Source organism: Desulfoglaeba alkanexedens ALDC (genome assembly GCF_005377625.1).
Lineage (GTDB): Bacteria > Desulfobacterota > Syntrophobacteria > Syntrophobacterales > DSM-9756 > Desulfoglaeba > Desulfoglaeba alkanexedens.
Map to the genome: position 1 here is coordinate 756,426 of NZ_CP040098.1, position 24,488 is coordinate 780,913.

Genomic DNA, 24,488 nt, shown 5'->3' on the forward strand with positions numbered 1-24,488 from the left:
ATGATCGACCTGAGCGAGATCGAATTCTATGACGTTTACCACCTTCCCATTATCAAAGCCTATGCCGATCGGATTGACCTCGTGAACACGATCAACCGTCTGGTACCAAGCAGAATGAACATCGATCCGGGAACCCTGGTACTGGCCATGGCGCTCGATGCGGTTTCAGGCCGACATCCGCTTTACCGCATAGACAGCTTCTACCGGACCAAGGATATCGAGCTGCTTCTGGGCCGGTCCATTGGTATTGAAAAGCTCACGGACGACAATTTCGGCCGAACACTGGATCATCTGTACCAGGCCAACACATCCCGTTGTCACCATCGGAATAAAATGTCTGGAGAAGACCCTGGATGCGTGCCTTACCTTCTTCCACTTCCCTGAAGAAGAATGGATCTCTCTTCGAACCACCAACATCATCGAAAGGTTCAACAAGGAGTTTCGCAGAAGGACCAGGCCGATGGAGATCGTGGCAGGTGAGCAGTCCTGCTACACCCTCCTTGCATTCATTGCATTGAAGATGGAGCTCCACTGGAGGCCCAATCCTCTCGGAAAAGAATTTGATCCGGCCCATACCATGCCCAACTACCGACCCGCCTGGCATCCCGGCGCGACTTATTTCTTTACGGTCAATACGTTGCGACGGCGCGGTTGCACCCTCCTGACGGATCACATCGATTCGGTGCGCGCCGCTGTGCGCACGGTGCGACGTGCGCATCCGTTTCGTATCCACGGGTGGGTGGTGTTGCCGGATCACCTCCATGCCGTCATCGAACTGCCGCCCGGCGGCGCCGACTTCGCCGCCCGCTGGCGGTTGATCAAGGCCGGTTTTTCCAAACGCCTGCCGCCAATCGAACGGCGTTCGGCGGTGCGTGTGGCCCGCGGAGAACGCGGCATCTGGCAACGGCGATTCTGGGAACACCTGATTCGAGATGAACGCGATTTTGCTGCGCACATGGATTATGTGCACTTCAATCCTGTCAAACATGGCCATGTCGCCAGGGTTGCCGAATGGCCTTATTCGACGTTTCATGCCTTGGTGGCGAAAGGGATTTATCCGGCCGATTGGGGCGGCAGCATGGCGGCCGACGGGGTGAGCTGCCCTGACTGAATTCGGCGCAATCCGCTTCGCTTATTGCGCCCTACGTGAGCGGCGCAATGCGCTTTGCTATTGCGCCCTACAAAGCTGACTGCAGGCGGGCCGACCATTACGACGCGGATACAGGTGGGCTGCGGAGGGGAGGCTGAAGAGAGCTCGCGCAGGCTCTATCGCGCGGTGGACGCCGAGGGCTGGTACTGGGTATCTCCTTCGCCCATTCGCCGTGCCTATCCCCTGACACAAAAGGTTTCCCCTCGTTCCCAAGCTCCGGCTTGGGGACGCCCTGCCCAAGAAGCTCCAGCTTCGCCCCGGTGTAAAAGATTTGGTAGCGTAGAAAATAATCCACGTAATGCTTGATGCCAAATTCCATTTCCCCTCCCCTTGTGGGAGGGGATTAAGGGGAGGGGAATGTAACTGATTGACATACGTTAATTTTCTCACCCTCACCCCAACCCTCTCCCATCAAGGGAGAGGGGGATTTTTTGATTTTCCGCTCGTTCCCAAGCTCCGGCTTGGGAACGCCCTGCCCGTGAAGCTCCAGCTTCCACACCGGGCTCCCCAGATGGTTCTTGCCCCGCTTCCATCCCCGCCCTATCCTTGGTCCATGCCCCGGCGACGCTCCCCCAGGGTGGTAACCCAAATGGACATCCACAGATTACACAGATTGACACAGATTAAAAGAATCAAGGCGCTTGATGGAAAATTCAATCATCAGTGACCATCGGTGAAATCTGTGGATAAAATCATGATTGACGCCGCCGTGGCGGCATGATGTCGTGCGACAACTACCCTGACACAGCGGGTGGGGAACGACCCGTTGGCCATCCCTGGGGACTGTGATATCTTCAAACGGTATCTCCGGGAACTTTCGCAAGGAGTCCGCCATGGGTGGCTACGATGCCGCGATGAAGGTCATCCTCGCCCACTGCCGTGAGGCGGCGCTGGAGTTTTTCCTGGGCCTGCATGTCGAAGAATCGGAGATTTTGGAACTTCCCCAGGAGACGGCTTCGGTTCGCCGAAGCGATTTTCCCATCCGGGTGCGGGCTTCCGACGGGCGGGTCTTTATCGTCTTGCTGGAAGTGCAAAGCCGGTGGGAACCGAACGTACCATTGCGGCTTCTGGAATACGACGCGCGGTATCGTCTGAAAACAGGCCTTTCTGTCTTGCCGGTGGTGATGCTTCTCACCCCCAGCGGGAACGTGGTGGAAAGCTTCGAAGACGGCGGCATCCGCTACCGGTTCCAGGTGATATCCCTTGCCGCCATGGACGCCCAAAAGGTGCTGGAATGGGGAAATCCGTGTCTCATGCCCTTTGTGGGGCTCATGCGGGGAGGGTCGGAGATCTTTCAAAGGGCCGAAGAGGCCGTCTATGGCTCGAGCCTCGGCCGAAGCGACAAGGCGGATCTTTTGACCGGCATGGCGCTTCTTTCGGGTCTTGTGGACAAGGATCTACCTCGCCGGCTGCTGGAGCGCAGGAGGGACATCATGATGGAATCCTATGCCTATGAACTGATCAAGAAGGAAGGCTACGAGGAAGGCGTCCGCTCGGGAATAGAACAGGGACTGCAGCAGGGGTCGCTGGAGGCCACACGGGAACATATCCTGGAGACCTTGGAAGCGCGCTTTAAGGATGTTCCCAAAGATATCCTTCAGTCCCTTCGGGAGATCCGAGATCCGGATGCGCTGAAACTCCTCTTCAGGAAGGCTCTTCGTGCCGATTCCCTGGACGAATTCCGCAAAGCGCTGTCAAGCTTTTTTGATTAGGCAGCCATTGCCGCAGGTTCTGTAAAGCTTTTCCCCTCGTTCCCAAGCTGGAGGTTGGAAACGAGGGGAATTCTATTTCCCCTCCCCTTGTGGGAGGGGATTAAGGGGAGGGGAATGTAACTGATTGACATACGTTAATTCTCTCACCCTCACCCCAACCCTCTCCCATCAAGGGAGAGGGGGATTTTCCGCTCGTTCCCAAGCTCCGGCTTGGGAACGCCCTGCCCGTGAAGCTCCAGCTTCCACACCGGGCTCGCAACATGATTCTTGCCCCGCTTCCATCCCCGCGCTATTCTTGGTCCATGCCCCGGCGACGCTCCACCAGGGTGGTAACCCAAATGGACATCCACAGATTACACAGATTGACACAGATTAAAACAATCAAGGCGCTTGATGGAAAATTCAATCATCTGTGACCATCGGTGAAATCTGTGGATAAAATCATGATTGACGCCGCCGTGGCGGCATGATGTCGTGCAACAACTACCCTGATACAGCGGGTGGGGAACGACCCGTTGGCCATCCCTGGGGACTGTGATATCTTCAAACGGTATCTCCGGGAATTTTCGCAAGGAGTCCGCCATGGGTGGCTACGATGCCGCGATGAAGGTCATCCTCGCCCACTGCCGTGAGGCGGCGCTGGAGTTTTTCCTAGGCCTCCACGTGGAAGAATCGGAGATTTTGGAACTTCCCCAGGAGACGGCTTCGGTTCGCCGAAGCGATTTTCCCATCCGGGTGCGGGCTTCCGAGGGGCGGGTCTTTATCGTGTTGCTGGAAGTGCAAAGCCGGTGGGAACCGAACGTACCGTTGCGGCTTCTGGAATACGACGCCCGGTATCGTCTGAAAACGGGCCTCTCGGTCTTGCCGGTGGTGATGCTTCTCACCCCCAGCGGGAACGTGGTCGAAAGCTTCGAAGACGGCGGCATCCGCTACCGGTTCCAGGTGATATCCCTTGCCGCCATGGACGCCCAAAACGTCCTGGAATGGGGAAATCCGTGTCTCATGCCCTTTGTGGGGCTCATGCGGGGAGGGTCGGAGATCTTTCAAAGGGCCGAAGAGGCCGTCTATGGCTCGAGCCTCGGCCGAAGCGACAAGGCGGATCTTTTGACCGGCATGGCGCTTCTTTCGGGTCTTGTGGACAAGGATCTACCTCGCCGGCTGCTTGAGCGCAGGAGGGACATCATGATGGAATCCTATGCCTATGAACTGATCAAGAAGGAAGGCTACGAGGAAGGCATCCGCTCGGGAATAGAACAGGGACTGCAGCAGGGAATAGAGCAGGGACTACACCAGGGAATAGAGCAGGGACTGCAGCAAGGGACCCTGGAGGCCACACGGGAACATATCCTGGAGACCTTGGAAGCACGCTTTAAGGATGTTCCCAAAGATATCCTTCAGTCCCTTCGGAAGATCCGAGATCCGGATGCGCTGAAACTCCTCTTCAGGAAGGCTCTTCGTGCCGATTCCCTGGACGAATTCCGCAAAGCGCTGTCAAGCTTTTTTGATTAGGCAGCCATTCCCGCAGGTTCTGTAAAGCTTTTCCCCTCGTTCCCAAGCTATGGCTTGGGAACGGCCTCACCGAAGCTGGAGCTTCTGCACAGTTGTGTTCCCAAGCTGGAGCTTGGGAACAAGAAGCAAAAGATCTGCACCCTTTTGACTTTAGCCTTTTGATTTGCTATTTGAAGAAAAGAACCTGGATCTATTGGAAAAGGCTTGGGTTAAATGCTTAAATACCTTGAGGCCATAGAAGAATTACCTAAAGAATTCAAAGTTCCATTTACAAAGGTGCTGGAGCTTTTCAGGGAAGAGATAGCTGAGACCATAAAGAAAAGCGATTTTGAGGAATTAAAGGCGGTTGTGACCAGGCTGGCTTACTCTCAGGAGGAGTTGGCTGAGGCTCAGAAGAGAACCGAAAAAAGGCTGGAAGAATTAGCTGAGGCTCAGAAAAGAACAGAAAAAAGACTGGAAGAATTAGCTGAGGCTCAGAAAAGAACAGAAAAAAGACTGGAAGAATTAGCTGAGGCTCAGAAGAGAACAGAGAAAAGGCTCGAAGAATTAGCTGAGGCTCAGAAGACAACAGAGAAGGAAATAGCGAGCCTGTCACGAGCGCTCAAGGAAACCAGAAAAGAAGTGGGGGGATTGAGTCATACTATTGGCTATACGCTGGAGAATGAAGCCTTCAAGGCCTTGCCCTCTTTGCTAAAGGCGGAATTTGGCCTTGAGGTAGAAGGGAAGTTGAAAAGAGACTTCTTGAAAGACAGTAAAGGGCAAGAGATAGAGGTGAACATCCTCGGTAAAGCTAGAAAAGATGGGCAGGAGTTGGTTATTGTAGGGGAATCAAAGTCCCAGCTTTCCCGCAAAGATATTGATTCCTTCTTGAGACGCCTCAATTTCCTGGAATCTGCTATTCCTGGCGACAAATTTTGTCTTTTTATCACCCACATGGCCCGTCCAGAGACAGTGGTCTATGCCAGGGAAAAAGGGATCAGAGTATATTTTTCTTATGAGTTTTGATAGGAATAACGGGGAGCTCCCTCATTGCCTCAGAAATTCACATCCACAGATTACACAGATTGACACAGATTAAAAAAGTCGAGGGGCTTGATGGAAAACACAGTGATCTGTGGCCATCGGTGAAATCTGCGGACAAAGACATGATCGGGGCCGCCGTGGCGGCATGACTTCGTGCGACAACTACCCTGACACATGGGGAGGCCGAAAAGGCGAAGCCAAGTCAAGAAGCCCCAGCATCTGAAACGAAGCGAACCGTATGGCGGATGCGTTACTCCCAACGATCACCACGACCGGCTACTACACCGACGCCCGTTACCGTGCCTATCCGGGTGACGGCTACGACGGCGTCGTGCGCGTAAGCTTTGGCGGCTACTACGGCACGGGCACGTTGCTCTACGACGGCCATGCCGTTTTGACCTCGGCTCATCTGTTTGAAGGGCGGACGGGGACGGCCTATGTGACCTTCCAGACCCCAAGCGGGACGCAAACGGTCAGCACGACCAAAATACTGCAGCATCCCGGCTACGATGCAGAAAACAGTAACAATGACCTTGCCATCGTCTGGTTACCGGAGGCCGCGCCGGTCGATGCGGACCGCTACGAGATTTACCGTGAAAGCGACGAGATCGGACAAGTCTTCACGTTTTCGGGCTATGGCGGAACGGGGACGGGAATCACGGGCGAGATCATCCCCGGCGGGCTGATCCGCCACAAGGCCGCCAATCAGTTCGATGCCGATGCCGCCGAGTTGAAGGACCACCTTGGCCCATACATGGCCTGGACCCCATGGCCCGGCACGCAACTCATCGCCGACTTCGATAGCGGCACCTCCAGTAACGATGCGCTGGGGCAACTGATCCATCGCTACGATCGCGGACTGGGGCTGTACGAAGGCCTGATTGCCCAGGGAGATAGTGGCAGCCCTGCATTCCTTCAAAACAAGGTGGCCGGAGTGGCGAATTACGTGGCGACCTTGAGCGGTGGGAGCATCGACCCGGATGTCGATGATTTCATAAACAGCAGTTTCGGTGAAATCGCCGCCTGCCAGCGGGTGAGTGCCCACCAGCAGTGGATCGATCAAAGCCTGCGCGCCGAATATCCGAACGCCCCGACCAGGCCGGAAGAGGTTCAAAAGGCGGTGGTCGAGGGCGACAGCGGCACCACCTACGCCTACTTCCTGCTTCAGTTCATCGGTGTGCGCAGTGACCCCAACGAGATACTGAGCGTGGACTATGCCACGCGCGATGGCTCGGCCTTGAGCGGAAGCGATTATCTAGCCGTGAGCGGCACTCTGAACCTGTATCCCGACGAGAATCAAGCGGTAATGCCCGTGGAGATCATCGGCGACAGCACTCCCGAGCCCAGTGAATCTTTCTATCTCGACGTCTTCAACCCGGTGGGGGGCAGCTTCGGGGATGGCGTGGTCCAGCTCACGGCGGAGCGCACGATACTCAATGACGATCTGTGGCCGGCGTAACGCGGGGATTCACGGCCGAATACAAAAAGGGGCTTGAATTGACATCCACAGATTACACAGATTAAAGAATCAATGGGCTTGATGGGAAACCAATAATCTGTCGCCATCAGTGAAATCTGTGGACAAATTCATTATCGCAGCCGCCGTGGCGGCATGACTTCGTGCGGCAACCATCGTGACAAACACCGGCGAGAGGAGGCTTGATGTGACACCATCGCCACAACTTACCGCGATCACCGCGGAGCGGTTCTCTGGAAAAGCGTGGCGGCGCTATAACGGTTACGCGTTTGCCGCCAAGGAAAACCTCATTGCACTGGTCGCCGCCGAATTGGCCAACGCCGTTCCCGCCATGCCCGTGGGCTTCGTTCAGACGGGCGAAGGCTTTCAACTGGTGGCCGTGACCGGCCTTGAACCGGCTGTCAACTTGTTTGTGGCCCCTGATGGTCGGTGGCTGAGTTCCTATGTCCCGGCCACTCTGCGTGGCTACCCTTTCCGGCTTGTCAAGGTGGAAGGCCGAGAAGAAAGCCTTCTGTGTATCGATGAAGCCAGCGGCCTGGTGGTTGAAACCGGACTGGGTGAACCCTTCTTTGACGAGACCGGCCAGCCCGCTCAGGCACTGAAACAGGTCCTGGAGTTTCTGTCCCAGGTCGAACGCAGCCGCATGGCGACCGAGGCGGCGGTCGACGCTCTGGCCGCTGCAGGCCTCATTCAACCCTGGCCGTTGAACCTTAAACGAGGCGAACAGCAGGTGGCGGTAACCGGTTTGTACCGCATCGACGAAGCCGCACTCCATGCGCTGGACGACAAGGCGTTCCTCGGCCTGCGCGCGTCAGGCGCCTTGCCGGTAGCCTACGCCCAGCTAATGTCCATCAACCAGCTTACCGTGTTGGAACGACTGGCTCAGCTTCAAGCCAAGCTGCAGGCTCAGGCCTCCAGGGTTGTGCAAAAACTTGCGAACCTGGAAGGCATCGGTTTGTCGCAGGACGATGGAACGCTCAAGTTTGACTCATCTTTGACAGTGGCAAAAAAAGTATATCAGTAATGTCAATGACATACGACCCCATTGGAAGTTTTTGGCACTACGCTCCGTTCCGTCTAGGAGAGTACCCGGATGGTGGGAGGGATGGCAACTCCCACGGCCCTGAAGACGCTGCTGCACGTGCCCAGACATTGGGACCGCAGAGCGAAGCGCTTGCCGTTCTCCTCGATGAGGATTTCCTGGAGGGCACTCAGATCTTGCTTGATATCAGACCACTCAAAGGCGTGCCCCGCCCGGTCCAGACGCCGGTAGAGCTCCTTTCGAAGTATCAGCGCCAGGAAGGAGCAGAACACATGTCCACGGATGGTGTCATCACGTTGGTGGAAAACGGGCCGCGTCTCAAAGGTCGACTTGAGGTCTCTGAAGGAGTGCTCTACCTGCCAGAGTTCCTTGTACTTAAGGGCCACCCGATCCGAAGACCAGCTGGTGTTGGTGATGAGGACCCACTTCCCATCGAACCTCTCCTCCTCCTTGACCTTGTCGAGATCGATATGGATGCTGTCCTTGTCCACCTTGAGGAACTTGCGATACCCCTCGTTGCCGACAAGCGCCTTGGGGCCTTTGCGGATCTGTTCCCTGAGCGAGTCGATGATCTTGTCACGGTCGGCTTTGTCCTTCTCGGCCTGCTTGGGATTCAGACAAACGATGTAGCGCTTGTCCCGCACCATGACCTCCTTGACCTTGAGGGGAGAGCGGCCTTCACACCTGACCTCCTTGTAGCGGCCGGCTCGGGCAAGTACTTCGGCGGTGATCTCCTTGACCTTCCGCATCCGGGTCCCAAGGATGTAAGCTATCTTCCTTCCTTCAAGTTCTCGGATCGTCTCGCTGCTGACCATGCCACGGTCGGCCACGATGCAGAACCTCCCCACCCCAAAACGCTTGCGAATGCGATCCGTCACGGGAAGCAGAGTCTTGACGTCCGTGGAGTTGCCCGGCCACATCTCACAGCAAAGAGGCCTGCCGTTCTGGTCCAGGACGGCTCCCACCACCATTTGCTTGAGCTCGGGGCGGTGATCCTTGCTGAACCCTCTCCTGCCAAGGCTTTCACCTCCTTCGCCATGGAAGTAAACGGAAGTGGTGTCGAAAAACACCAGGTCGAGCTCGGCAAACAGGTGCCGCTGGCCCGCGAACATTTTCTCCTCGATGACATCCTTGACACATCGCGGAGAAGACAGGGTGGCATGTTCCTGATCGTCCAGCACTTCGCCCAGAAACGCCATCGCCCGGTAGAACTGATGCAGAGCGAGGTCTTCGGTTCCCTTGACCACGAGATCGCGGCGCCACTTGTCGCAGAAGCGGTCCGATCCGCTGATCAGTATCCTGTGCAACACGGTGAGGAAGATGGCTCGTTCCACATCGAACAGGAAAGCCCGGTTATGGAGCAGGTCTCTGATCACCTGTTGAATTCCCAACTCACACCAGAGCCGTTCAAAGATGATGGCGGGGCCGATCGTCTTTGCCTCACTCATCTTTGACAGTGGCAAAAAAGTATATCAGTAATGTCAATGACATACGACCCCATTGGAAGTTTTTGGCACTACGCTCCGTTCCGTCTAGGAGAGTACCCGGATGGTGGGAGGGATGGCAACTCCCACGGCCCTGAAGACGCTGCTGCACGTGCCCAGACATTGGGACCGCAGAGCGAAGCGCTTGCCGTTCTCCTCGATGACGATTTCCTGGAGGGCACTCAGATCTTGCTTGATATCAGACCACTCAAAGGCGTGGCCCGCCCGGTCCAGACGCCGGTAGAGCTCCTTTCGAAGTATCAGCGCCAGGAAAGAGCAGAACACATGTCCCCGGATGGTGTCATCACGTTGGTGGAAAACGGGCCGCGTCTCAAAGGTCGACTTGAGGTCTCTGAAGGAGTGCTCTACCTGCCAGAGTTCCTTGTACTTAAGGGCCACCCGATCCGAAGACCAGCTGGTGTTGGTGATGAGGACCCACTTCCCATCGAACCTCTCCTCCTCCTTGACCTTGTCGAGATCGATATGGATGCTGTCCTTGTCCACCTTGAGGAACTTGCGATACCCCTCGTTGCCGACAAGCGCCTTGGGGCCTTTGCGGATCTGTTCCCTGAGCGAGTCGATGATCTTGTCACGGTCGGCTTTGTCCTTCTCGGCCTGCTTGGGATTCAGACAAACGATGTAGCGCTTGTCCCGCACCATGACCTCCTTGACCTTGAGGGGAGAGCGCCCTTCACACTTGACCTCCTTGTAGCGGCCGGCTCGGGCAAGTACTTCGGCGGTGATCTCCTTGACCTTCCGCATCCGGGTCCCAAGGATGTAAGCTATGTTCCTTTCTTCAAGTTCTCGGATCGTCTCCCTGCTGACCATGCCACGGTCGGCCACGATGCAGAACCTCCCCACCCCAAAACGCTTGCGAATGCGATCCGTCACGGGAACCAGAGTCTTGACGTCCGTGGAGTTGCCCGGCCACATCTCACAGCAAAGAGGCCTGCCGTTCTGGTCCAGGACGGCTCCCACCAGCATTTGCTTGAGCTCGGGGCGGTGATCCTTGCTGAACCCTCTCCTGCCAAGGCTTTCACCTCCTTCGCCATGGAAGTAAACGGAAGTGGTGTCGAAAAACACCAGGTCCAGCTCGGCAAACAGGTGGCGCTGGCCCGCGAACATTTTCTCCTCGATGACATCCTTGACACATCGCGGAGAAGACAGGGTGGCATGTTCCTGATCGTCCAGCACTTCGCCCAGAAACGCCATCGCCCGGTAGAACTGATGCAGAGCGAGGTCTTCGGTTCCCTTGACCACGAGATCGCGGCCCCACTTGTCGCAGAAGCGGTCCGATCCGCTGATCAGTATCCTGTGCAACACGGTGAGGAAGATGGCTCGTTCCACATCGAACAGGAAAGCCCGGTTATGGAGCAGGTCTCTGATCACCTGTTGAATTCCCAACTCACACCAGAGCCGTTCAAAGATGATGGCGGGGCCGATCGTCTTTGCCTCACACTGGATCTTGCTCTTCCCGGAAAGGACCAGCAAAGCTTTCTCGCTGAAACGCGAAAGAGAGCGGATGAGGGTCTCGACCTCGCCTTTGGCACTCAGTTTGTCCATACGCCCAACGGTTGCAATCACGCGCTGGGTGACCTTGGAGTTAACCCTCTGGTTTTCAACGATTTGCAGGTAGTCATACTTACCGGACTTTTTGATGCGAGCGAACATGCGAGCCTCCTCTTAGGACACTCGCAAATTAGCTCATGCAGGAACACATTGCAAGGGCAAAACCATCATTCTATGGCACTACAGAATGACGCATTTTCCAGACATGCCCTAGCATCCATGCGGATTTGCGGGATGTGACCAGGTGGTCACTGTAAAACTTGAGCCTCACACTGGACATCGCTCTTCCCGGAAAGGACCAGCAAAGCTTTCTCGCTGAAACGGGAAAGGGAGCGGATGAGGGTCTCGACCTCGCCTTTGGCACTCAGTTTGTCCATACGGCCAACGGTTGCAATCACGCGCTGGGTGACTTTGGAGTTAACCCTCTGGTTTTCAACGATTTGCAGGTAGTCATACTTACCGGACTTCTTGATGCGAGCGAACATGCGAGCCTCCTCTTAGGACACTCGCAAATTAGCTCACTCAGGAACACATTGCAAGGGCAAAACCATCATTCTATGGCACTACAGAATGAGGCATTTTCCAGACATGCCCTAGCATCCATGCGGATTTGCGGGATGTGACCAGGTGGTCACTGTAAAACTTGAGTTTGACTGAAGCCCAAAGCTTAGACTTGAGACTTGAGACTTTCCCCTCGTTCCCAAGCTGAAGCTTGGGAACAAGGGTAAAATCAATGGATACCGAACGATACACTGTCCACATGGGTGGCGTTGAGTGCTCCGTCCATATTGTCATCGACAGCAAAGTAGAAGACGTATTGCCCTGTGGGCAAACCGGATATCTCAACTACCGGGTAGGAGGACAGGGTGAACAGCGGTCCCCCATGGGTGCGTATAGGCGCACTGGAGGCCATCCAGCCCCTGTCCAACGAAAACCAATAGAACCCGAAAGGGGTGGATGCGGCCACCCACCAGTCTGCCGGACTTCCGACATGGTAACTGCCAGGATCCAGGGTGTCAACACCGGTCGAGAATGTCCGCAAATCATCGGAATAAAATGTCCCCAAAACAACGCTTTTGGTGTCATCCGGGAGTTGAACGATTCGGAGCGGAGCCTCCGACTCACTCGCCGTTTCCGCTGGCAACGACAGCCGCGATCGGCGCGGCACAGATGGAAGGTGCCGCTTGTGCCGATCGCGGGTCGTTGCCGCGTCTCCGCCTCCCTCAAGTCGGTATCCACTCCGAACCGCTCAACTCCCTCATCGGTTCACTCGGATGCTTTTTGTTCAGTCGGAAAAGCGGTTCTTGGACCGGCTCCGACAAGCCCTGCCTTTCTCTTTTCTTTGAGCCTGAAACTATCCCCTTTGATGTTGAGGGTGGTGCAGTGGTGAAGGAGCCTATCGAGTATGGCTGTGGCCAGCACCTGATCATTGAAGATCTCCCCCCAGTCAACAAAGCTCTTGTTGGAGGTGATGATCAAAGAGGCCTTCTCGTATCTTCTGGTAAGAAGCCTGAAGAAAAGCCCTGCTTCATCTCGGCTCATCGGGAGGTATCCCATCTCATCGATGATGAGCACTCTTGGGTAGACAAACTGTTGGAGTTGCCTCTCCACCCGGTTCTCCATCCTGGCTCGAGTGAGCCGAGTAAGCATCGACTCGAGAGTAAGGAAGAGGACTCGGTATCCGGCCTCTACGGCTTTTACTCCCAGCGAAATGGAAAGATGTGTCTTTCCCACCCCCGGAGGGCCAAGGAGGATCACATTCTCTGCCCTATCGACGAAGGAGAGTCCCGAGAGTTCACGGATCACCTTGCGATCGATGCTTGGCTGAAACGAGAAGTCAAATTGCTCAAGAGTTTTCACCCAGGGGAATCGGGCCATCTTGAGTCTGGCCTCAACGGCCTTTCCGTGTCTGCCCCGCCATTCGGCCTGAAGGGCTTCCGCAAGGAAGTCTTTATAGGAGAGATCCCTCTTTGATGCCTGCTCACAGACTGAATCGATCTGCGAGAGAAGGTGCTCCATCTTCATCTTCTCAAGGAGGCCTGCTAGCTCCATCGGCTCGCCTCCTCGTAGATCGACAGATCCCTTCGCTCAACCTGCAATGCCTCCTGCCACAATTGGGCATGATGGGCTGCAACGCTTCCCCATCCCTCGGCTGCACTGCGAAGGGTGTGTTCGGCCACCAGGGTCTCTTCGGCGTAGACTCTCAAGGTTCCATCCAACCCGATCCTCACTCGGACCGTTTGTCCACACAGCTGAGAGGGCACACTGTATCTATTGCCCAAAACATCGATGAAGCCATCCCAGTGGACACACCGGTGCTCGAGATAAGAGGTGTCATACCGCAGGGCAGGAAGGGGACGAAGATGAGGAGCCTCACGGGAGAATCGTTCGGCTACGATTTCCTTGACTGTTCCGTGCAGCCTCTGATCGGTTTCCTCTGTGAGCCACTTCTCAGCGAGAGCGTTCATCTGGGCGAAGCTCTCGAACTTGCGGTAACGCACAAAGAAGTTGTGCTTGATATAGCCCACCATCCGCTCATCTTTTCCCTTGGTCCTTGCTCTTCTCGGGCGACAGGCTCTGGGGGTGAAGCCATAGTGGCCGGCAAGATCTATAAATCGTTCGTTAAAGCGAACACTCTCCCCGATCCTGTGGACAATAACCGTTGCTTTCTGGTTATCCACGAGCACCTCTATTACTACTCCTCCAAAGTACTCGAAGGCTCTGATGATCCCTTCGTAGGTGTGCTCGGCATCATTCCTGGGGGCACACCAGAAGAAGAGACGCCGGGAAAATCCGAGGGTATTCACACTGAAGTAGACCTTCTGTGGGATTTCAGCCACTTCGGTTGTGAGCTCTCCCCAATCATTTTGCATCTGAACTCCAGGATCTGTTTCAAACCGTACCGTTGCCCGGCTTTGCCTCATGGGCCTTCTGGGGCTGATGTACTCCCGAAGGATGGTGGTCCCGCCCGTGTAGCCTCGCTGTTCGATCTCACGCAAGATCACCATAGCATTCCAGACTCCATCTCTCAGGAGCTGGTCGATCAAGGGTTTGAAGGGATCAAGTTTGCTCACCCTTGCACCGGGTCTTTTCCCCGAGGGTACTCCTCCTCGACTAAGAGCACGGCTTATGGTTTTTGGATGCACTCCCAGGCTTTCTGCGATGTCCTTCTTGTAGACGCCCTTTTCAACTTGTGCTCTGATCTCCATCCAGTCCTCCTTTTTGAGCATGGGTCACCTCCGGCTCTCTTGGGTCTTGCTGGAGGAATAACCCTTCGCTCATCTGGGAGGACATTTTATTCCGGCGTTTACCAGACATTTTATTCCGATGGTGACACAGGGAGAGGGAAATAGTCAGGTGGTCAGACTGGGAGATCGATAAGGGACCGTCAAATCCGTTGGCCTTGATGTCAGGGAGAGGAACGGGTGCGGTTTTTGTTCCCCAATAGGGATTGTAGTTCTTCTCCCCGAAGAGATACCACGCCGTGGCGCCCACATGTAATCTGGAGAAATATTCCCAGCCTAATCCGGTTGATAGTCCGTCGTTCGATGCAGCAACGATCCCTTTGCCGTTCGTGTTGGGTGCACATGCCTGAGCCCTGATAAGTTGATTGGTAAGGAAATCCGCTTTGGCCTTTTCGCCGTTTAATTGGTACGCAGCAACCATCTGGCCCGAGCCCTCAAACCATACGCCGTCCTTGTCATCGTTGAAATCAAAACCCGCAAATCCGTCCTTTTCGGTATAGCAATTGTTTTCCACCCATGCGAGGGCAGAGGCATAGCTGTCCAGGGCCATAACCGCCCAGGCCTGGATATCTAGGGGGATGTTGCTCCCGTTGACGGTGCAGCCGTCCTCCAAGGTTCCTGTCCAGAAATGCCCGTTAGCATCATTCCACATGGCCTCTATGAATGCCCTGGCGTAAAGGGCCCTCTCTTCCCACTTCGCCTCGCCGGTGATCTCATGAAGAAGCTTAAACGCTACATAGACATCAATATTGTGCTCTGTGGATTTCCACAAGATTTTCTGAGGGTTTGGTTCCCAGCCGTCGTAACCGCCTGTGTAGCCCCCTTCGCACCGGATGTCTCTGGTTTTATTTTCAATCCAATCTCCCAGTTCTATGGATGCGGCCAGATATTCACTACCGCCCATCTTTTTGTAATAATCGAGAAGCGCGATCATGGCCCACGCTATATTCCCAGTATAGGTACTGACCTGGAACTGGTCTTCACAGCACTTCCCATCTGAAAGATCCCACCATCGAGGGATTCTTGCCTTTCCTGTGATAGGATCTATCAGATCTCCGGACATATAGGCATTTCTCAGGCGGCCGTCTGAATAGTATCGATCATGCTGCATGGCACTGATGAAAGAATCCGCTAAGATTTGGGCCCTCCTGAGATCGTCAGCAATTTCCGGAGCCCCTGTAAAGCCTTGAAAACCGGGCCTTGAAGGATTTGGTTTTCGCGAACCCAGGGGGTGATTTCGGGCTCCGAAGGGGGTTTCGGAGGTGAATTTTTTCGACTATTTTGCTGTTTCATGCTGGACAGCCGCCCGCGTCTCTGGTAGGCTATTTTGCCATGAAGCCCAGCAAAGACGCTCCTTCCTCCAAGATCCGACTTCGCAAGCATCTGAATGCAGATGCCCTGGTGAGGGCGGTGCGCCGTGAGTTCGAAAAGATCCCCGATCCCCGCAAAGGCAGGCCGCAGATCTCCTTTGCGGATGCGGCCATGAGCGCCTTCGCCATGTTTTCTTTGAAGGATCCCTCTCTTCTGGCCTTTGAGAAACGCTGGTCGGCTCGGGATCACAACCTGCACGCGCTCTACCACATCGAGAAGATCCCTGCCGACAGCACCATGCGGGAGATTCTCGATGAGGTTTCGCCCTATGTGTTCCGACCCGGCTTCGGCGAGATCTTCTCACGGCTTCAGCGCGGCAAGGCGCTGGCTCAGATGACCGTGCTGGACGGCCGCTACATCCTGGCCCTGGACGGCACGGGCTATTTTTCGTCGGAAAAGGTCTTTTCCGACGCCTGCCTTCGAAAAACCTCTCGCACCGGCAAGACCACCTATTCCCTGCAAATGATGGGAGCCGCCCTCGTCCACCCGGACCACAAGGCCGTGATCCCCTTTCCCCCCGAAGTGATCCGAAGAGAAGACGGTGACACCAAAAACGACTGCGAACGCAACGCCGCCGGCCGTTGTATCGAGAACCTGAGAACCGACCACCCCCATATCAAGCTCATCGTGACCGAAGATGCCCTCAGTCCCAACGCTCCCCACATTGAAACCCTCAAGCGCTTCGACTGCCGCTTCGTCCTTGGGGTTAAACCCGGCGATCACGCCTTCCTTTTCGAAAAGGCCGACGAGGCCATCGCGGAGGGCCGGGCTGTGGAGTTCTGGCACGCAGCGGAAGACAACCCCGAAACCCTCCATTACTTCCGCTTCATCAACGATCTTCCCCTCAACAAGTCCCATCCCGACCTTCGAGTGAACCTCCTCGAATACTGGCAGGTGACCCCCAAGGGGCTTGTCCGGTTTTCCTGGGTCACGGACATCCTCATCCGCCGGGAAAACGCCGTTACCTTGATGCGGATCGGCCGGGCACGCTGGCGCATCGAAAACGAAACCTTCAACACTTTGAAAAACCAGGGCTACCACCTCGAACACAACTACGGCCTGGGCCGAAAACACCTTAGCGCCGTCTTCGTCACCCTCATGATGTTGGCCTTCTGCGTGGACCAGAGCCTCCAACTGTGTTGCCCGCTGTTTCAGGCCGTATGGCGAAAGCTCCAAACCAAACGGGACCTATGGGAGAGGATCCGGGCCATGTTCTGGGACTTCCGCCTGGAGTCCATCCGGATGCTTCACGAGGCCCTTCTTTACGGATACAAAACGCTGACCCCGATCATCGCCTATAACAGCTCGTAGGGCGGAGAAAGGAATCACCCCCATGCAGAACCTGCGCCTTTCACCCGAAAAACAGACCCCGGGGTGCGCCTTCAAACCGGGCATCTGAGCCCCTCACGCTCCAGGTGGCATCCCTCAACGGGACGTTCGGACCCTCGATCACCCCAAACGGCCCGCTGAAGACTCGAAGACTCTCCTTTCACGCCCGCTTTTCACCCAAGGACCATCCACTCCGGGAATTGCTGGAAAACAAAGAGCCTCTGGTAACTTTCGATGAACGCATACGCGGGATTATAGATCATCACGGTTTTCACGGGTTCGGGAAGGATATCTTTGACATAGACGATCGGCGTCATCCAGAACCAGAGCTGGAGGAGAATGCCGACAACTTCTTTCAGATCACGAATGAAAACCATGAAGGTGGCAAAAAGAAGCCCCAGCCCAAAGGCCAGCATCTGCTGGAGAAAATAAATGAACGGCAGCAGGATGAGGTGGGAGTTCAATGGAAAGCCGGTGGCCAATAGAAAGATGAAAAAAAAGCCCATGGTGATGGCAAAAGTCACGGATTCGGCCAAACTCACGAACAGCAGCAGCGCGGGGAGTGACAGGCGAATCTTGGAAATAAGGTTTCTTTTTTCGAGGAACACCTGGGAGGATCGACTCAAGGTACCGGCGAAAGCCGTCCATGGAATGAGCCCCGCCGTGAGGTACACTCCGTACGAGTACGCGTTCGAATGGCCGGGAAGCCGTGCTCCCATGATTTGGCTGAAGATCACAATATAGATCACCAGGTTGACCAGCGGCCAAATGAACGCCCAAACGGCCCCCAGGGACGACCCGGCGAAGCGCTCCACAAAATCGCGTTTCGTGAGTTCCAGTATGAGCGGGATATTGAGAGGTGAAGTCGTTTCCGCCATTTTCGGTCTGCAGGCCGCCGTCCCGAGTCCATCCAATCCCTTGGCGCTGCCTTTGACGCACGCCGCCCGGCACGCCGCCCCCGCCACGCCGCCCGGCACCCCCCTCAAGGCAAAGCCCCATGCCGCCGAGGCAGGTAACGGACAAACGACCGTGCAGCCAAGGATCGAGATCCGCGTCGGCGCCGCGCGGTGGCGTTACCTTCCGATGCCGGCAGCCGACCCGGCACCTGCCTGGCGACACCACGCCTGTTCCAACGCATTCCCGAACCTCCTTACAGCAAACGACCGCAAGATGCAACGACAACAGCGCAGGCGGGAGCAGCGGTGTATGTCAAGACACGTGTCGCACGAAGTCGCGGAAAAGCAAAGGACATCCACAGATTACAAAGAGCTGCATCCACAGATGACACAGACTTACACAGATAAACACCCCCTTGTTCCCAAGCCACACCATCCCCCTTGTTCCCAAGCTGGAGCTTGGGAACAAGGGGAATTCTATTTCCCCTCCCCTTGTGGGAGGGGATTAAGGGGCGGGGGAGAGCGGGAACGGCTGCCCATATTGTTTTTGCCCGGCTTCCATCCACGCGCTATCCTTGGACCATGACCCGGCGACGCTCCACCAGGGTGGTAACCCAAATGGACATCCACAGATTACACAGATTGACACAGATTAAAAGAATCAAGGCGCTTGATGGAAAATTCAATCATCTGTGGCCATCGGTGAAATCTTTCGATAAAATTATTATTGTGCCTGCCATGGCGGGATGACTTCGTGCGACAACTACCCTGACACAGGGGGGTAACCCATGCCTTTCACTGGGACGGGAACTCCGCTGCGCTGCGTTCCCGCCGGTGAAGGCTACGTTAGAAAGGATAATGTAGCTAATGGAAAAAAAAAACACGCAAGAGAGGCTCTAAGCTATCTGAGAAAAACAAGAATAAGACCTCTAAATTAAGGAATAAGAATGTTGAAGGTAGTAGAATAGCTCAAACAAAGTACCATAATTTAAATATGAAGGTACAGGATATGGTCAGAGCGCTGGGATTAGATTTAGAACAAATTAATTTTATTGACAACCCCGATAAAGTCAAAATGTCCGCAGTGATCCTAAAATTGGCTGAACCATATATCAAAATGTATTGGGGAAATGAAACTCGGGTTCGTGGAATAATCTCTTTAGCAATAATGGCATGGAACATGACGTTTTTGCCTCAGAAAAAACAGATTGAACTTCAACAAAAGTTGATAGAGGAGGTTCTGCCGAACGATTGTGATGCCCAAGGTGTGGCTGCAATGCTTGATGTCTTTGAATGTTTGCAAAAAAGACAAAGGGATCTATTCCCAAATATTAGAACGTTTATTATGGGATACGACCTTAGGTTAGATAGTGAAAATATACGTTTGGACATATCATCTGTTCCATTAGGCAATAAGAAATTGGGTGCAGATCTTTTAGAACGAGATCCAGCGTGACCCTTCGAAGCACATCCAGATGAACTTGAAGCAGCAAGTGCATCAGCTCCGTTTTCTGCTGACTCCCTCACACTTTCGTTTCAAAAGATCTGCACCCAATGGACATCCACAGATTACACAGATTAAAAGAATCAAGGGGCTTGATGGAAAATCCAAACATCTGTGGCCATCGGTGAAATCTGTGGACAAAGACATGATCGGGGCCGCCGTGGCGGGATGACTTCGTGCGACAACTACCCTGACACAGGGGGGATGCTTCTCACCCCCAGCGGGAACGTGGTGGAAAGCTTCGAAGACGGCGGCATCCGCTACCGGTTCCAGGTGATATCTCTTGCCGCCATGGACGCCCAAAAGGTGCTGGAATGGGGAAATCCGTGCCTCATGCCGTTTGTAGGGCTCATGAGGGGAGGGTCGGAGATCCTTCAAAGGGCCGAAGATGCCGTCTATGGCTCGAGCCTCGGCCGAAGCGACAAGGCGGATCTTTTGACCGGCATGGCGCTTCTTTCAGGTCTTGTGGACAAGGATCTACCTCGCCGGCTGCTGGAGCGCAGGAGGGACATCATGAGTCTCAAGTCTCAAGGCTCAAGGCTCAAGGCTCAAGGCTCAAGGCTCAAGGCTCAAGGCTAATGTCTGGTCTTTATCGGATGGAGAGCTCGAGGGACTTCAAGGCGAGACCCAGGTCGCGGCAGACGGCGCCGGCCGCTTTGAGGTTTTCCGGGCGGAGCTTGTCGGTGGCCACCACCAGTTCATTCACCGCGTAGCGGGTCGCGATGTCGCAGAGCCGATCCCGGCCGCCGAAGACCTTGTACCCCTGGATGCGCTTTCGGTGCTTGCGTTCGTCGTCGTCGATGAACCCCACCGGCGTCATGCCGAGGAGCGGGTTGTTCAGGATCTCCCGCAGCGCCAGTTCCCCTTTGTCGCCCGCTCCGTAGATGAGCACCCTCCGGCCGTTGGCGACGGCGTTCCTGCGGAGGCTCTCCGAAAGGATACGGAAGGAAAGCCTCGAACCGCCCAAAAAGAAGAGCGAGACGCCCCAGAAGATCACGAAGACGGTCCGCGAAAAGTCCTGGAACCGGTAGAGAAATACGATAGCGATGATCCCCAGCACCACAGCGCTGGTAACCGCCTTGAGGTATGTGAGGAGGTCGGCGACGCTGGTGTAGCGCCAGACCCCACGGTAAATCCCGAAAACCAGGTAGGCACTGAGCGAAGCCACGAGCACCACGGGAAGGGTCTTGAGAAACAGCGGGAAAGCCAGCACGTAGTCGCGGCCTTCGAACCGGAGGAAATACGAAAGCCAGTAGCCGAAGGAAACGAGCCCCACGTCCAGGAGCACTTCCAGCACACGCTTTTTGTAGGTGAAGGCCACCCAGAAGGAGGTGAGCGCCGGGTGCCGTTCCACGATGGTGCGGCTTTCCTGGGGATAGACCCTCACCTGGGCGAGATGGAGCCAGAAGAACACGGCAAACAGGGCAAAAAGTCCCAGGCCGGCCGCGAAAAAGGTTACAGGATACAAGGCTCCCACGGCCGCCACCGCCCCCCCGAGCACCGAAAAGAGATAAAGCGTGAGCACCGCTTTGCGCTCCGGAAGCCCGATGGCCACCAGCCGGTGCGAGGAATGGTCCCGGCCCCCCTGGGCGATGGACCGGCCGAAAAGGGTCCGCATCACCGAAACGAACCCCATGTCCAGGATCGGAAGGCAAAGCACCAACACGGGGACGAAAAGCACCGCCAGCAGGTGGCGCGACTGGAACAGCTCATGGCGCGTGGTCAGCGCCGCGAGCACCACCCCGATGAAGAGGCTTCCGCAGTCGCCCATGAAGATGGACGCCGGCTGGAAGTTGTACACCAGGAACCCCAGGACGGCCCCGGTGAAGGCGGCCAGAATTAGGAAATGGCCGTTCACCGCCCCCCAGCCGCCGGCCGCAACGCCGATGAACGCCAGAAACACCGCGGAAATCACCGCGATCCCGGCGGCGAGCCCGTCCATGTTGTCCAGCAGGTTGAAGGCGTTGGTGATACCGACGATCCAAAAGACGGTGAGGAAGGTGTTCAGCGTATACGAGGTGAACCAGTTGATCTTGAAGCCGAAGAAGACGAGAAGAGCCGCGATCACGACCTGGCAGACCAGCTTGGCCTGGGGCGATAGGTCCCGGAGATCGTCGGCGAGTCCCACGGCGAACATGAGCGACGCGCCGAGAAGCAGCGGCCCGTAGTGTTCCCCAAGGCCCGCTTCAAGCCGAAGCCCCACAGCGAGCCCCGCCGCCACCAGGAACGCCGCCCAGATGGCGACGCCACCGAAAAGAGCGGTGGGCCGCGCGTGCCAGCGGTCCTCGCGCGGGCGGGCCATCCTCCCCGTCTTCACCGCCCAGCGGCGAACCGCCGGGGTCAAAACGGCGGACACCACCAGGGCCAACATGAAAGCCGTTCCCGCCACAAGCGGTGGACTCATGCCCGAGATCCTCGTCCCCCGGAATGCCGCTTAGAAACCCCACGCACGAAAAGACCCAGCGGGCGGAACACACCCGCACCTCGCGACACTTTCCACAAACGCCTCACTGCCGTCAACACAAAACAGGATGGACTCTAATGCGGATGGCCGCAACCAAAATGTCTCGCGCAAAGGCGCAAAGAGATTTTCCTGTTTTCTGTGACAGAAAACATGGGAATAACCCCCATGACCCCGTGGGGTCACAACGAAGCATGAAAACATTGCGAATTGTGGGTTCGACCACGAATATTAAAAGTTTGGTAGCGTAGAAAATAATAGACCTAATATTTGATGGCAAATTCTATTTCCCCTCCCCTTGTGGGAGGGGATTAAGGGGAGGGGAATGTAACTGATTGACATACATTACTTTTAACACCCTCACCCCAACCCTCTCCCATCAAGGGAGAGGGGGGGACTTTCTGACCTTCGTTATCCTTTTTGCTTAAGCTCTCGACTTTAGAACGTTACCAAAAGCTTATGACAGCTGGCATGCTCAACATACCGAAATCACTTTAGTAATTGGTTATTTTCATATAAAGGCACTAAAAACCAGCCGGACGTGTCCATCAACGCTGGTGGTAATCGATGACGCTTCTCAGGATGCCGTGAAGATCCACGCGGGGAGTAAACCCGGTGAGTTCCTTTAGCTTTTCGATGTTGGGACGGCGGCGGCGCATGTCTTCGAACCCCGGCCCGTAAGCTCGCTCGTAAGGGACGAACTCGATCTCCGAAGCGCTTCCCGTCATCTCCCGCACCAACTGGGCCAGTTCCTTGATGGTGATCTCCTCGGTACCCCCCACGTTCACCACTTCACCCACCGCCGCCGGAGTGTCCATGAGCCTCACCAGCGCTTCCACCACGTCCGAAACATGCGAAAACGAGCGGGACTGGGTGCCGTCGCCGTAGACGATGATTGGCTTCCCGAGGAGCGCCTTCTGAACGAAGTTCGGGATCACCATGCCGTACTGACCCGTCTGCCGAGGCCCCACCGTGTTGAAAAGGCGGGCGATCACCACCGGGAGCCTCTTTTCCTCGAAATAGGCCAGCGCCAGGAATTCGTCCAGCGTCTTGGAACAGGCATAGGCCCAGCGCCGCTTGGTGGTGGCTCCCATGAGGCGGTCGGTGTCTTCAGCCAGGGGATGACCCCCGTTGCCGTCCATCATCTTTCCGTAGACTTCGGACGTGGACGCGATGAGCACCTTGCGCTTGTGGCGGTTGCAGAGGCGCAGCACCAGTTCCGTCCCCTTGACGTTGGTTTCCAAGGTTTCCACAGGGCGGTTCATGATGAGCTTCACCCCGACGGCGGCCGCCATGTGGTACACCTGGTCGCATTCGGCGATCAGATCGTTCAAGAGCGCTTCGTTCAAGATCGTGTCAACCCAAAGCCTGAAACGCGAATTGCCTTGGTGCTGCTCCACGTTCCGGAGGCTTCCCGTGGAGAGATCGTCCACGACCACGACTTCATGACCGGCATCGAGCAGCGTGTCCGCAAGGTGAGACCCGATAAACCCGGCTCCTCCAGTGATGAGCACCTTCATGGCGTTTCCTCCGGCTTCCCGGCGGGAAGTCTGTGACATCCTTCCATCCTCGGTTCCAGGTTCAACAGAAGTTCGTACACCCGTTTCACTCGGCCGGCCGCCTGTTCGACCCCGAACCGCTCCAAGGCCAGCCGCCGGGCCCGGCGTCCCATGGACCGGCGGATATCCGGATGATCCACCAAGTATCCTACGGCCCGGGCCAGGGCCTCGGGGTCTCTCGGCGGAACCAGCAGGCCCGTTTCCCCGGGCAGGACGGCATCCCGACAACCCGGCCAGTCCGTGGCCACCACGGCCCGGCCCGCAGACGCGGCTTCCATGAGGACCTTAGGGAGCCCTTCACCGTAGTAGGACGGGAGCACCACGATGTGGCCGCCCGCCAGCACATCCGGCATATCCTCCCGAAATCCCAGCCATTCCACCACGCCTTCCCGCTCCCATGCCCGCAACTGATCCGGCCGGATGGATCGCGGCTGATCCGGGTCGGCCGGCCCCACGAGGAGAAACCGCACCGCGCGGTTCGCTGGCTTCCCGAGTCGGCGGGCCGCTTCCACGAATTCCCCCACACCCTTGTCCCAGAGCATCCTCCCGGCGAACATCACCCGCACGGGAGGCGCTTCCGGTTCGGGCCGGAAGGCGAAACGTTCCGTTTCCACACCGACGCCGCCGATATCCACGACCTTTTCCGCCTCGACCCAGTTCCTCCTCACGAAGAACGCCCTGTCGTTCCGGTTCTGCACCAGAAGCCGGCTGGCGGGGTGCCTGAGCGCCAGCGGCAGCAGGCGCTCGAGGAACAGGCGGCTTGTACCCTGCGCACCGCCCAGGATGGACCCGAGGCCCGTCACCATGTTGACCGCCGGAATTCCCAGAAACCTCGCCGCGATGGAACCGTACGTCACGGCCTTGAGCCCCAGGTGGTGGACCAGCTCGGGCCTCTCGCTCCGATACAGCCGATGAATCCGGAGAAACGACCGGAATTCCGCAGCGGCCCGCGTTCCGGTTCTCGAAAGCGGCCAGCGCAGGAACCTCAGCCCCGCTTCTCGAATCCGCTTTCCCTGGCCGGTGTCCTCCGCCGCCACCGTGACATCGAATCCCTCCCGCGACAAGATCAATGCCAGCGGAAGAAAATGGATGCGAAAGAACCAGTCCACATTGGCGACGAACAGCAAACGCCTTTCCGCACAAGGTTCGTCCATGAA

General features: G+C 56.2%; 17 protein-coding genes and 3 pseudogenes. 10 read left to right on the top strand and 10 right to left on the bottom strand.

The features are described from left to right. The 7 genes and pseudogenes from FDQ92_RS03660 to FDQ92_RS03690 form a co-directional block, all read left to right on the top strand. Positions 1–315, top strand: a pseudogene (locus FDQ92_RS03660) (DUF4277 domain-containing protein); the annotation flags it as partial. Then, positions 248–1,111 carry an REP-associated tyrosine transposase gene (locus FDQ92_RS03665; protein WP_425457259.1) on the top strand — a complete coding sequence of 288 codons (864 nt, stop codon included), beginning with the start codon at positions 248–250 and terminating at the stop codon, positions 1,109–1,111. The pseudogene FDQ92_RS03660 and the gene FDQ92_RS03665, both read left to right, overlap by 68 nt. Positions 1,112–1,983: 872 nt before the next feature. Continuing rightward, the gene (locus FDQ92_RS03670; RefSeq protein WP_137423325.1) at positions 1,984–2,862 is read left to right on the top strand and encodes an RpnC/YadD family protein; all 879 of its coding nucleotides are present in this window, start codon (positions 1,984–1,986) and stop codon (positions 2,860–2,862) included. Positions 2,863–3,444: 582 nt separating this feature from the next. Then, positions 3,445–4,371, top strand: coding sequence for an RpnC/YadD family protein (locus tag FDQ92_RS03675; RefSeq protein WP_137423326.1), 927 nt, complete (start codon positions 3,445–3,447; stop codon positions 4,369–4,371). 213 nt (positions 4,372–4,584) lie between these two features. Beyond that, a complete protein-coding gene (locus FDQ92_RS03680) occupies positions 4,585–5,376 on the top strand; it encodes a chordopoxvirus fusion protein (protein WP_137423327.1) in 792 nt (263 codons plus the stop codon). Between the two features lie 256 nt (positions 5,377–5,632). Continuing rightward, positions 5,633–6,853, top strand: a complete 1,221-nt coding sequence (locus tag FDQ92_RS03685; RefSeq protein ID WP_170180165.1) for a trypsin-like serine protease — start codon at positions 5,633–5,635, stop codon at positions 6,851–6,853. A 175-nt stretch (positions 6,854–7,028) separates the two neighbouring features. Beyond that, a complete protein-coding gene (locus FDQ92_RS03690; protein ID WP_170180166.1) occupies positions 7,029–7,895 on the top strand; it encodes a SapC family protein in 867 nt (288 codons plus the stop codon). A gap of 53 nt (positions 7,896–7,948) precedes the next feature. Here FDQ92_RS03690 and FDQ92_RS03695 read toward each other — a convergent pair. The 6 genes and pseudogenes from FDQ92_RS03695 to FDQ92_RS03720 form a co-directional block, all read right to left on the bottom strand. Next, a pseudogene (locus FDQ92_RS03695) lies at positions 7,949–9,355 on the bottom strand (IS1634 family transposase); the annotation flags it as partial. Positions 9,356–9,445: 90 nt separating this feature from the next. Beyond that, complete coding sequence (locus tag FDQ92_RS03700; RefSeq protein ID WP_137423330.1) at positions 9,446–11,068, bottom strand: IS1634 family transposase; 1,623 nt, start codon at positions 11,066–11,068, stop codon at positions 9,446–9,448. Between the two features lie 161 nt (positions 11,069–11,229). Beyond that, positions 11,230–11,451, bottom strand: a pseudogene (locus tag FDQ92_RS03705) (IS1634 family transposase); the annotation flags it as partial. A 781-nt stretch (positions 11,452–12,232) separates the two neighbouring features. Beyond that, the gene (gene istB / locus FDQ92_RS03710; RefSeq protein WP_137423331.1) at positions 12,233–13,018 is read right to left on the bottom strand and encodes an IS21-like element helper ATPase IstB; all 786 of its coding nucleotides are present in this window, start codon (positions 13,016–13,018) and stop codon (positions 12,233–12,235) included. Next, positions 13,009–14,196 carry an IS21 family transposase gene (gene istA, locus FDQ92_RS03715; protein ID WP_137423332.1) on the bottom strand — a complete coding sequence of 396 codons (1,188 nt, stop codon included), beginning with the start codon at positions 14,194–14,196 and terminating at the stop codon, positions 13,009–13,011. Before istA ends, istB begins: the two co-directional genes overlap by 10 nt. Further along, positions 14,153–15,274, bottom strand: a complete 1,122-nt coding sequence (locus FDQ92_RS03720; protein WP_137423333.1) for a hypothetical protein — start codon at positions 15,272–15,274, stop codon at positions 14,153–14,155. The genes istA and FDQ92_RS03720 overlap by 44 nt, the downstream gene beginning before the upstream one ends. Positions 15,275–15,543: 269 nt before the next feature. On the opposite strand from FDQ92_RS03720, the gene FDQ92_RS03725 reads away from it, so the two are divergent. Next, the gene (locus FDQ92_RS03725; RefSeq protein ID WP_137423334.1) at positions 15,544–16,893 is read left to right on the top strand and encodes a transposase; all 1,350 of its coding nucleotides are present in this window, start codon (positions 15,544–15,546) and stop codon (positions 16,891–16,893) included. 191 nt (positions 16,894–17,084) lie between these two features. Here FDQ92_RS03725 and FDQ92_RS03730 read toward each other — a convergent pair whose 3' ends face one another. Beyond that, positions 17,085–17,888 (bottom strand): ABC transporter permease, encoded by an 804-nt coding sequence (locus FDQ92_RS03730; protein WP_246041900.1) that lies wholly within the window; start codon positions 17,886–17,888, stop codon positions 17,085–17,087. 928 nt (positions 17,889–18,816) lie between these two features. Between FDQ92_RS03730 and FDQ92_RS03735 the strand changes: the two genes are divergently transcribed. Beyond that, positions 18,817–19,263: a hypothetical protein gene (locus FDQ92_RS03735; protein ID WP_137423336.1), complete on the top strand. Its 447-nt coding sequence runs from the start codon at positions 18,817–18,819 to the stop codon at positions 19,261–19,263. A gap of 216 nt (positions 19,264–19,479) precedes the next feature. Next, a complete protein-coding gene (locus FDQ92_RS03740; protein WP_137423337.1) occupies positions 19,480–19,890 on the top strand; it encodes a hypothetical protein in 411 nt (136 codons plus the stop codon). A gap of 10 nt (positions 19,891–19,900) precedes the next feature. Here FDQ92_RS03740 and FDQ92_RS03745 read toward each other — a convergent pair whose 3' ends face one another. The 3 genes from FDQ92_RS03745 to FDQ92_RS03755 all read right to left on the bottom strand — a co-directional run bounded on the left by FDQ92_RS03745 (position 19,901) and on the right by FDQ92_RS03755 (position 24,485). Next, complete coding sequence (locus FDQ92_RS03745) at positions 19,901–21,715, bottom strand: glycosyl transferase (RefSeq protein ID WP_137423338.1); 1,815 nt, start codon at positions 21,713–21,715, stop codon at positions 19,901–19,903. Positions 21,716–22,320: 605 nt separating this feature from the next. Then, a complete protein-coding gene (locus FDQ92_RS03750) occupies positions 22,321–23,292 on the bottom strand; it encodes an NAD-dependent epimerase/dehydratase family protein (RefSeq protein WP_137425699.1) in 972 nt (323 codons plus the stop codon). Next, complete coding sequence (locus tag FDQ92_RS03755; RefSeq protein WP_137423339.1) at positions 23,289–24,485, bottom strand: glycosyltransferase family 4 protein; 1,197 nt, start codon at positions 24,483–24,485, stop codon at positions 23,289–23,291. Before FDQ92_RS03755 ends, FDQ92_RS03750 begins: the two co-directional genes overlap by 4 nt. Positions 24,486–24,488: the final 3 nt, after the last annotated feature.

Coding starts and splice junctions, on each gene's coding strand:
- FDQ92_RS03675 (WP_137423326.1), top strand. CDS start 3,445: ATGGGTGGCTACGATGCCGCGATGAAGGTCATCCTCGCCCACTGCCGT.
- istA (WP_137423332.1), bottom strand. CDS start 14,196: ATGCTCAAAAAGGAGGACTGGATGGAGATCAGAGCACAAGTTGAAAAG.
- FDQ92_RS03700 (WP_137423330.1), bottom strand. CDS start 11,068: ATGTTCGCTCGCATCAAAAAGTCCGGTAAGTATGACTACCTGCAAATC.
- FDQ92_RS03670 (WP_137423325.1), top strand. CDS start 1,984: ATGGGTGGCTACGATGCCGCGATGAAGGTCATCCTCGCCCACTGCCGT.
- FDQ92_RS03680 (WP_137423327.1), top strand. CDS start 4,585: ATGCTTAAATACCTTGAGGCCATAGAAGAATTACCTAAAGAATTCAAA.
- FDQ92_RS03755 (WP_137423339.1), bottom strand. CDS start 24,485: ATGGACGAACCTTGTGCGGAAAGGCGTTTGCTGTTCGTCGCCAATGTG.
- FDQ92_RS03735 (WP_137423336.1), top strand. CDS start 18,817: ATGGTCAGAGCGCTGGGATTAGATTTAGAACAAATTAATTTTATTGAC.
- FDQ92_RS03685 (WP_170180165.1), top strand. CDS start 5,633: ATGGCGGATGCGTTACTCCCAACGATCACCACGACCGGCTACTACACC.
- FDQ92_RS03750 (WP_137425699.1), bottom strand. CDS start 23,292: ATGAAGGTGCTCATCACTGGAGGAGCCGGGTTTATCGGGTCTCACCTT.
- istB (WP_137423331.1), bottom strand. CDS start 13,018: ATGGAGCTAGCAGGCCTCCTTGAGAAGATGAAGATGGAGCACCTTCTC.
- FDQ92_RS03725 (WP_137423334.1), top strand. CDS start 15,544: ATGAAGCCCAGCAAAGACGCTCCTTCCTCCAAGATCCGACTTCGCAAG.
- FDQ92_RS03720 (WP_137423333.1), bottom strand. CDS start 15,274: ATGTCCGGAGATCTGATAGATCCTATCACAGGAAAGGCAAGAATCCCT.
- FDQ92_RS03745 (WP_137423338.1), bottom strand. CDS start 21,715: ATGAGTCCACCGCTTGTGGCGGGAACGGCTTTCATGTTGGCCCTGGTG.
- FDQ92_RS03740 (WP_137423337.1), top strand. CDS start 19,480: ATGACTTCGTGCGACAACTACCCTGACACAGGGGGGATGCTTCTCACC.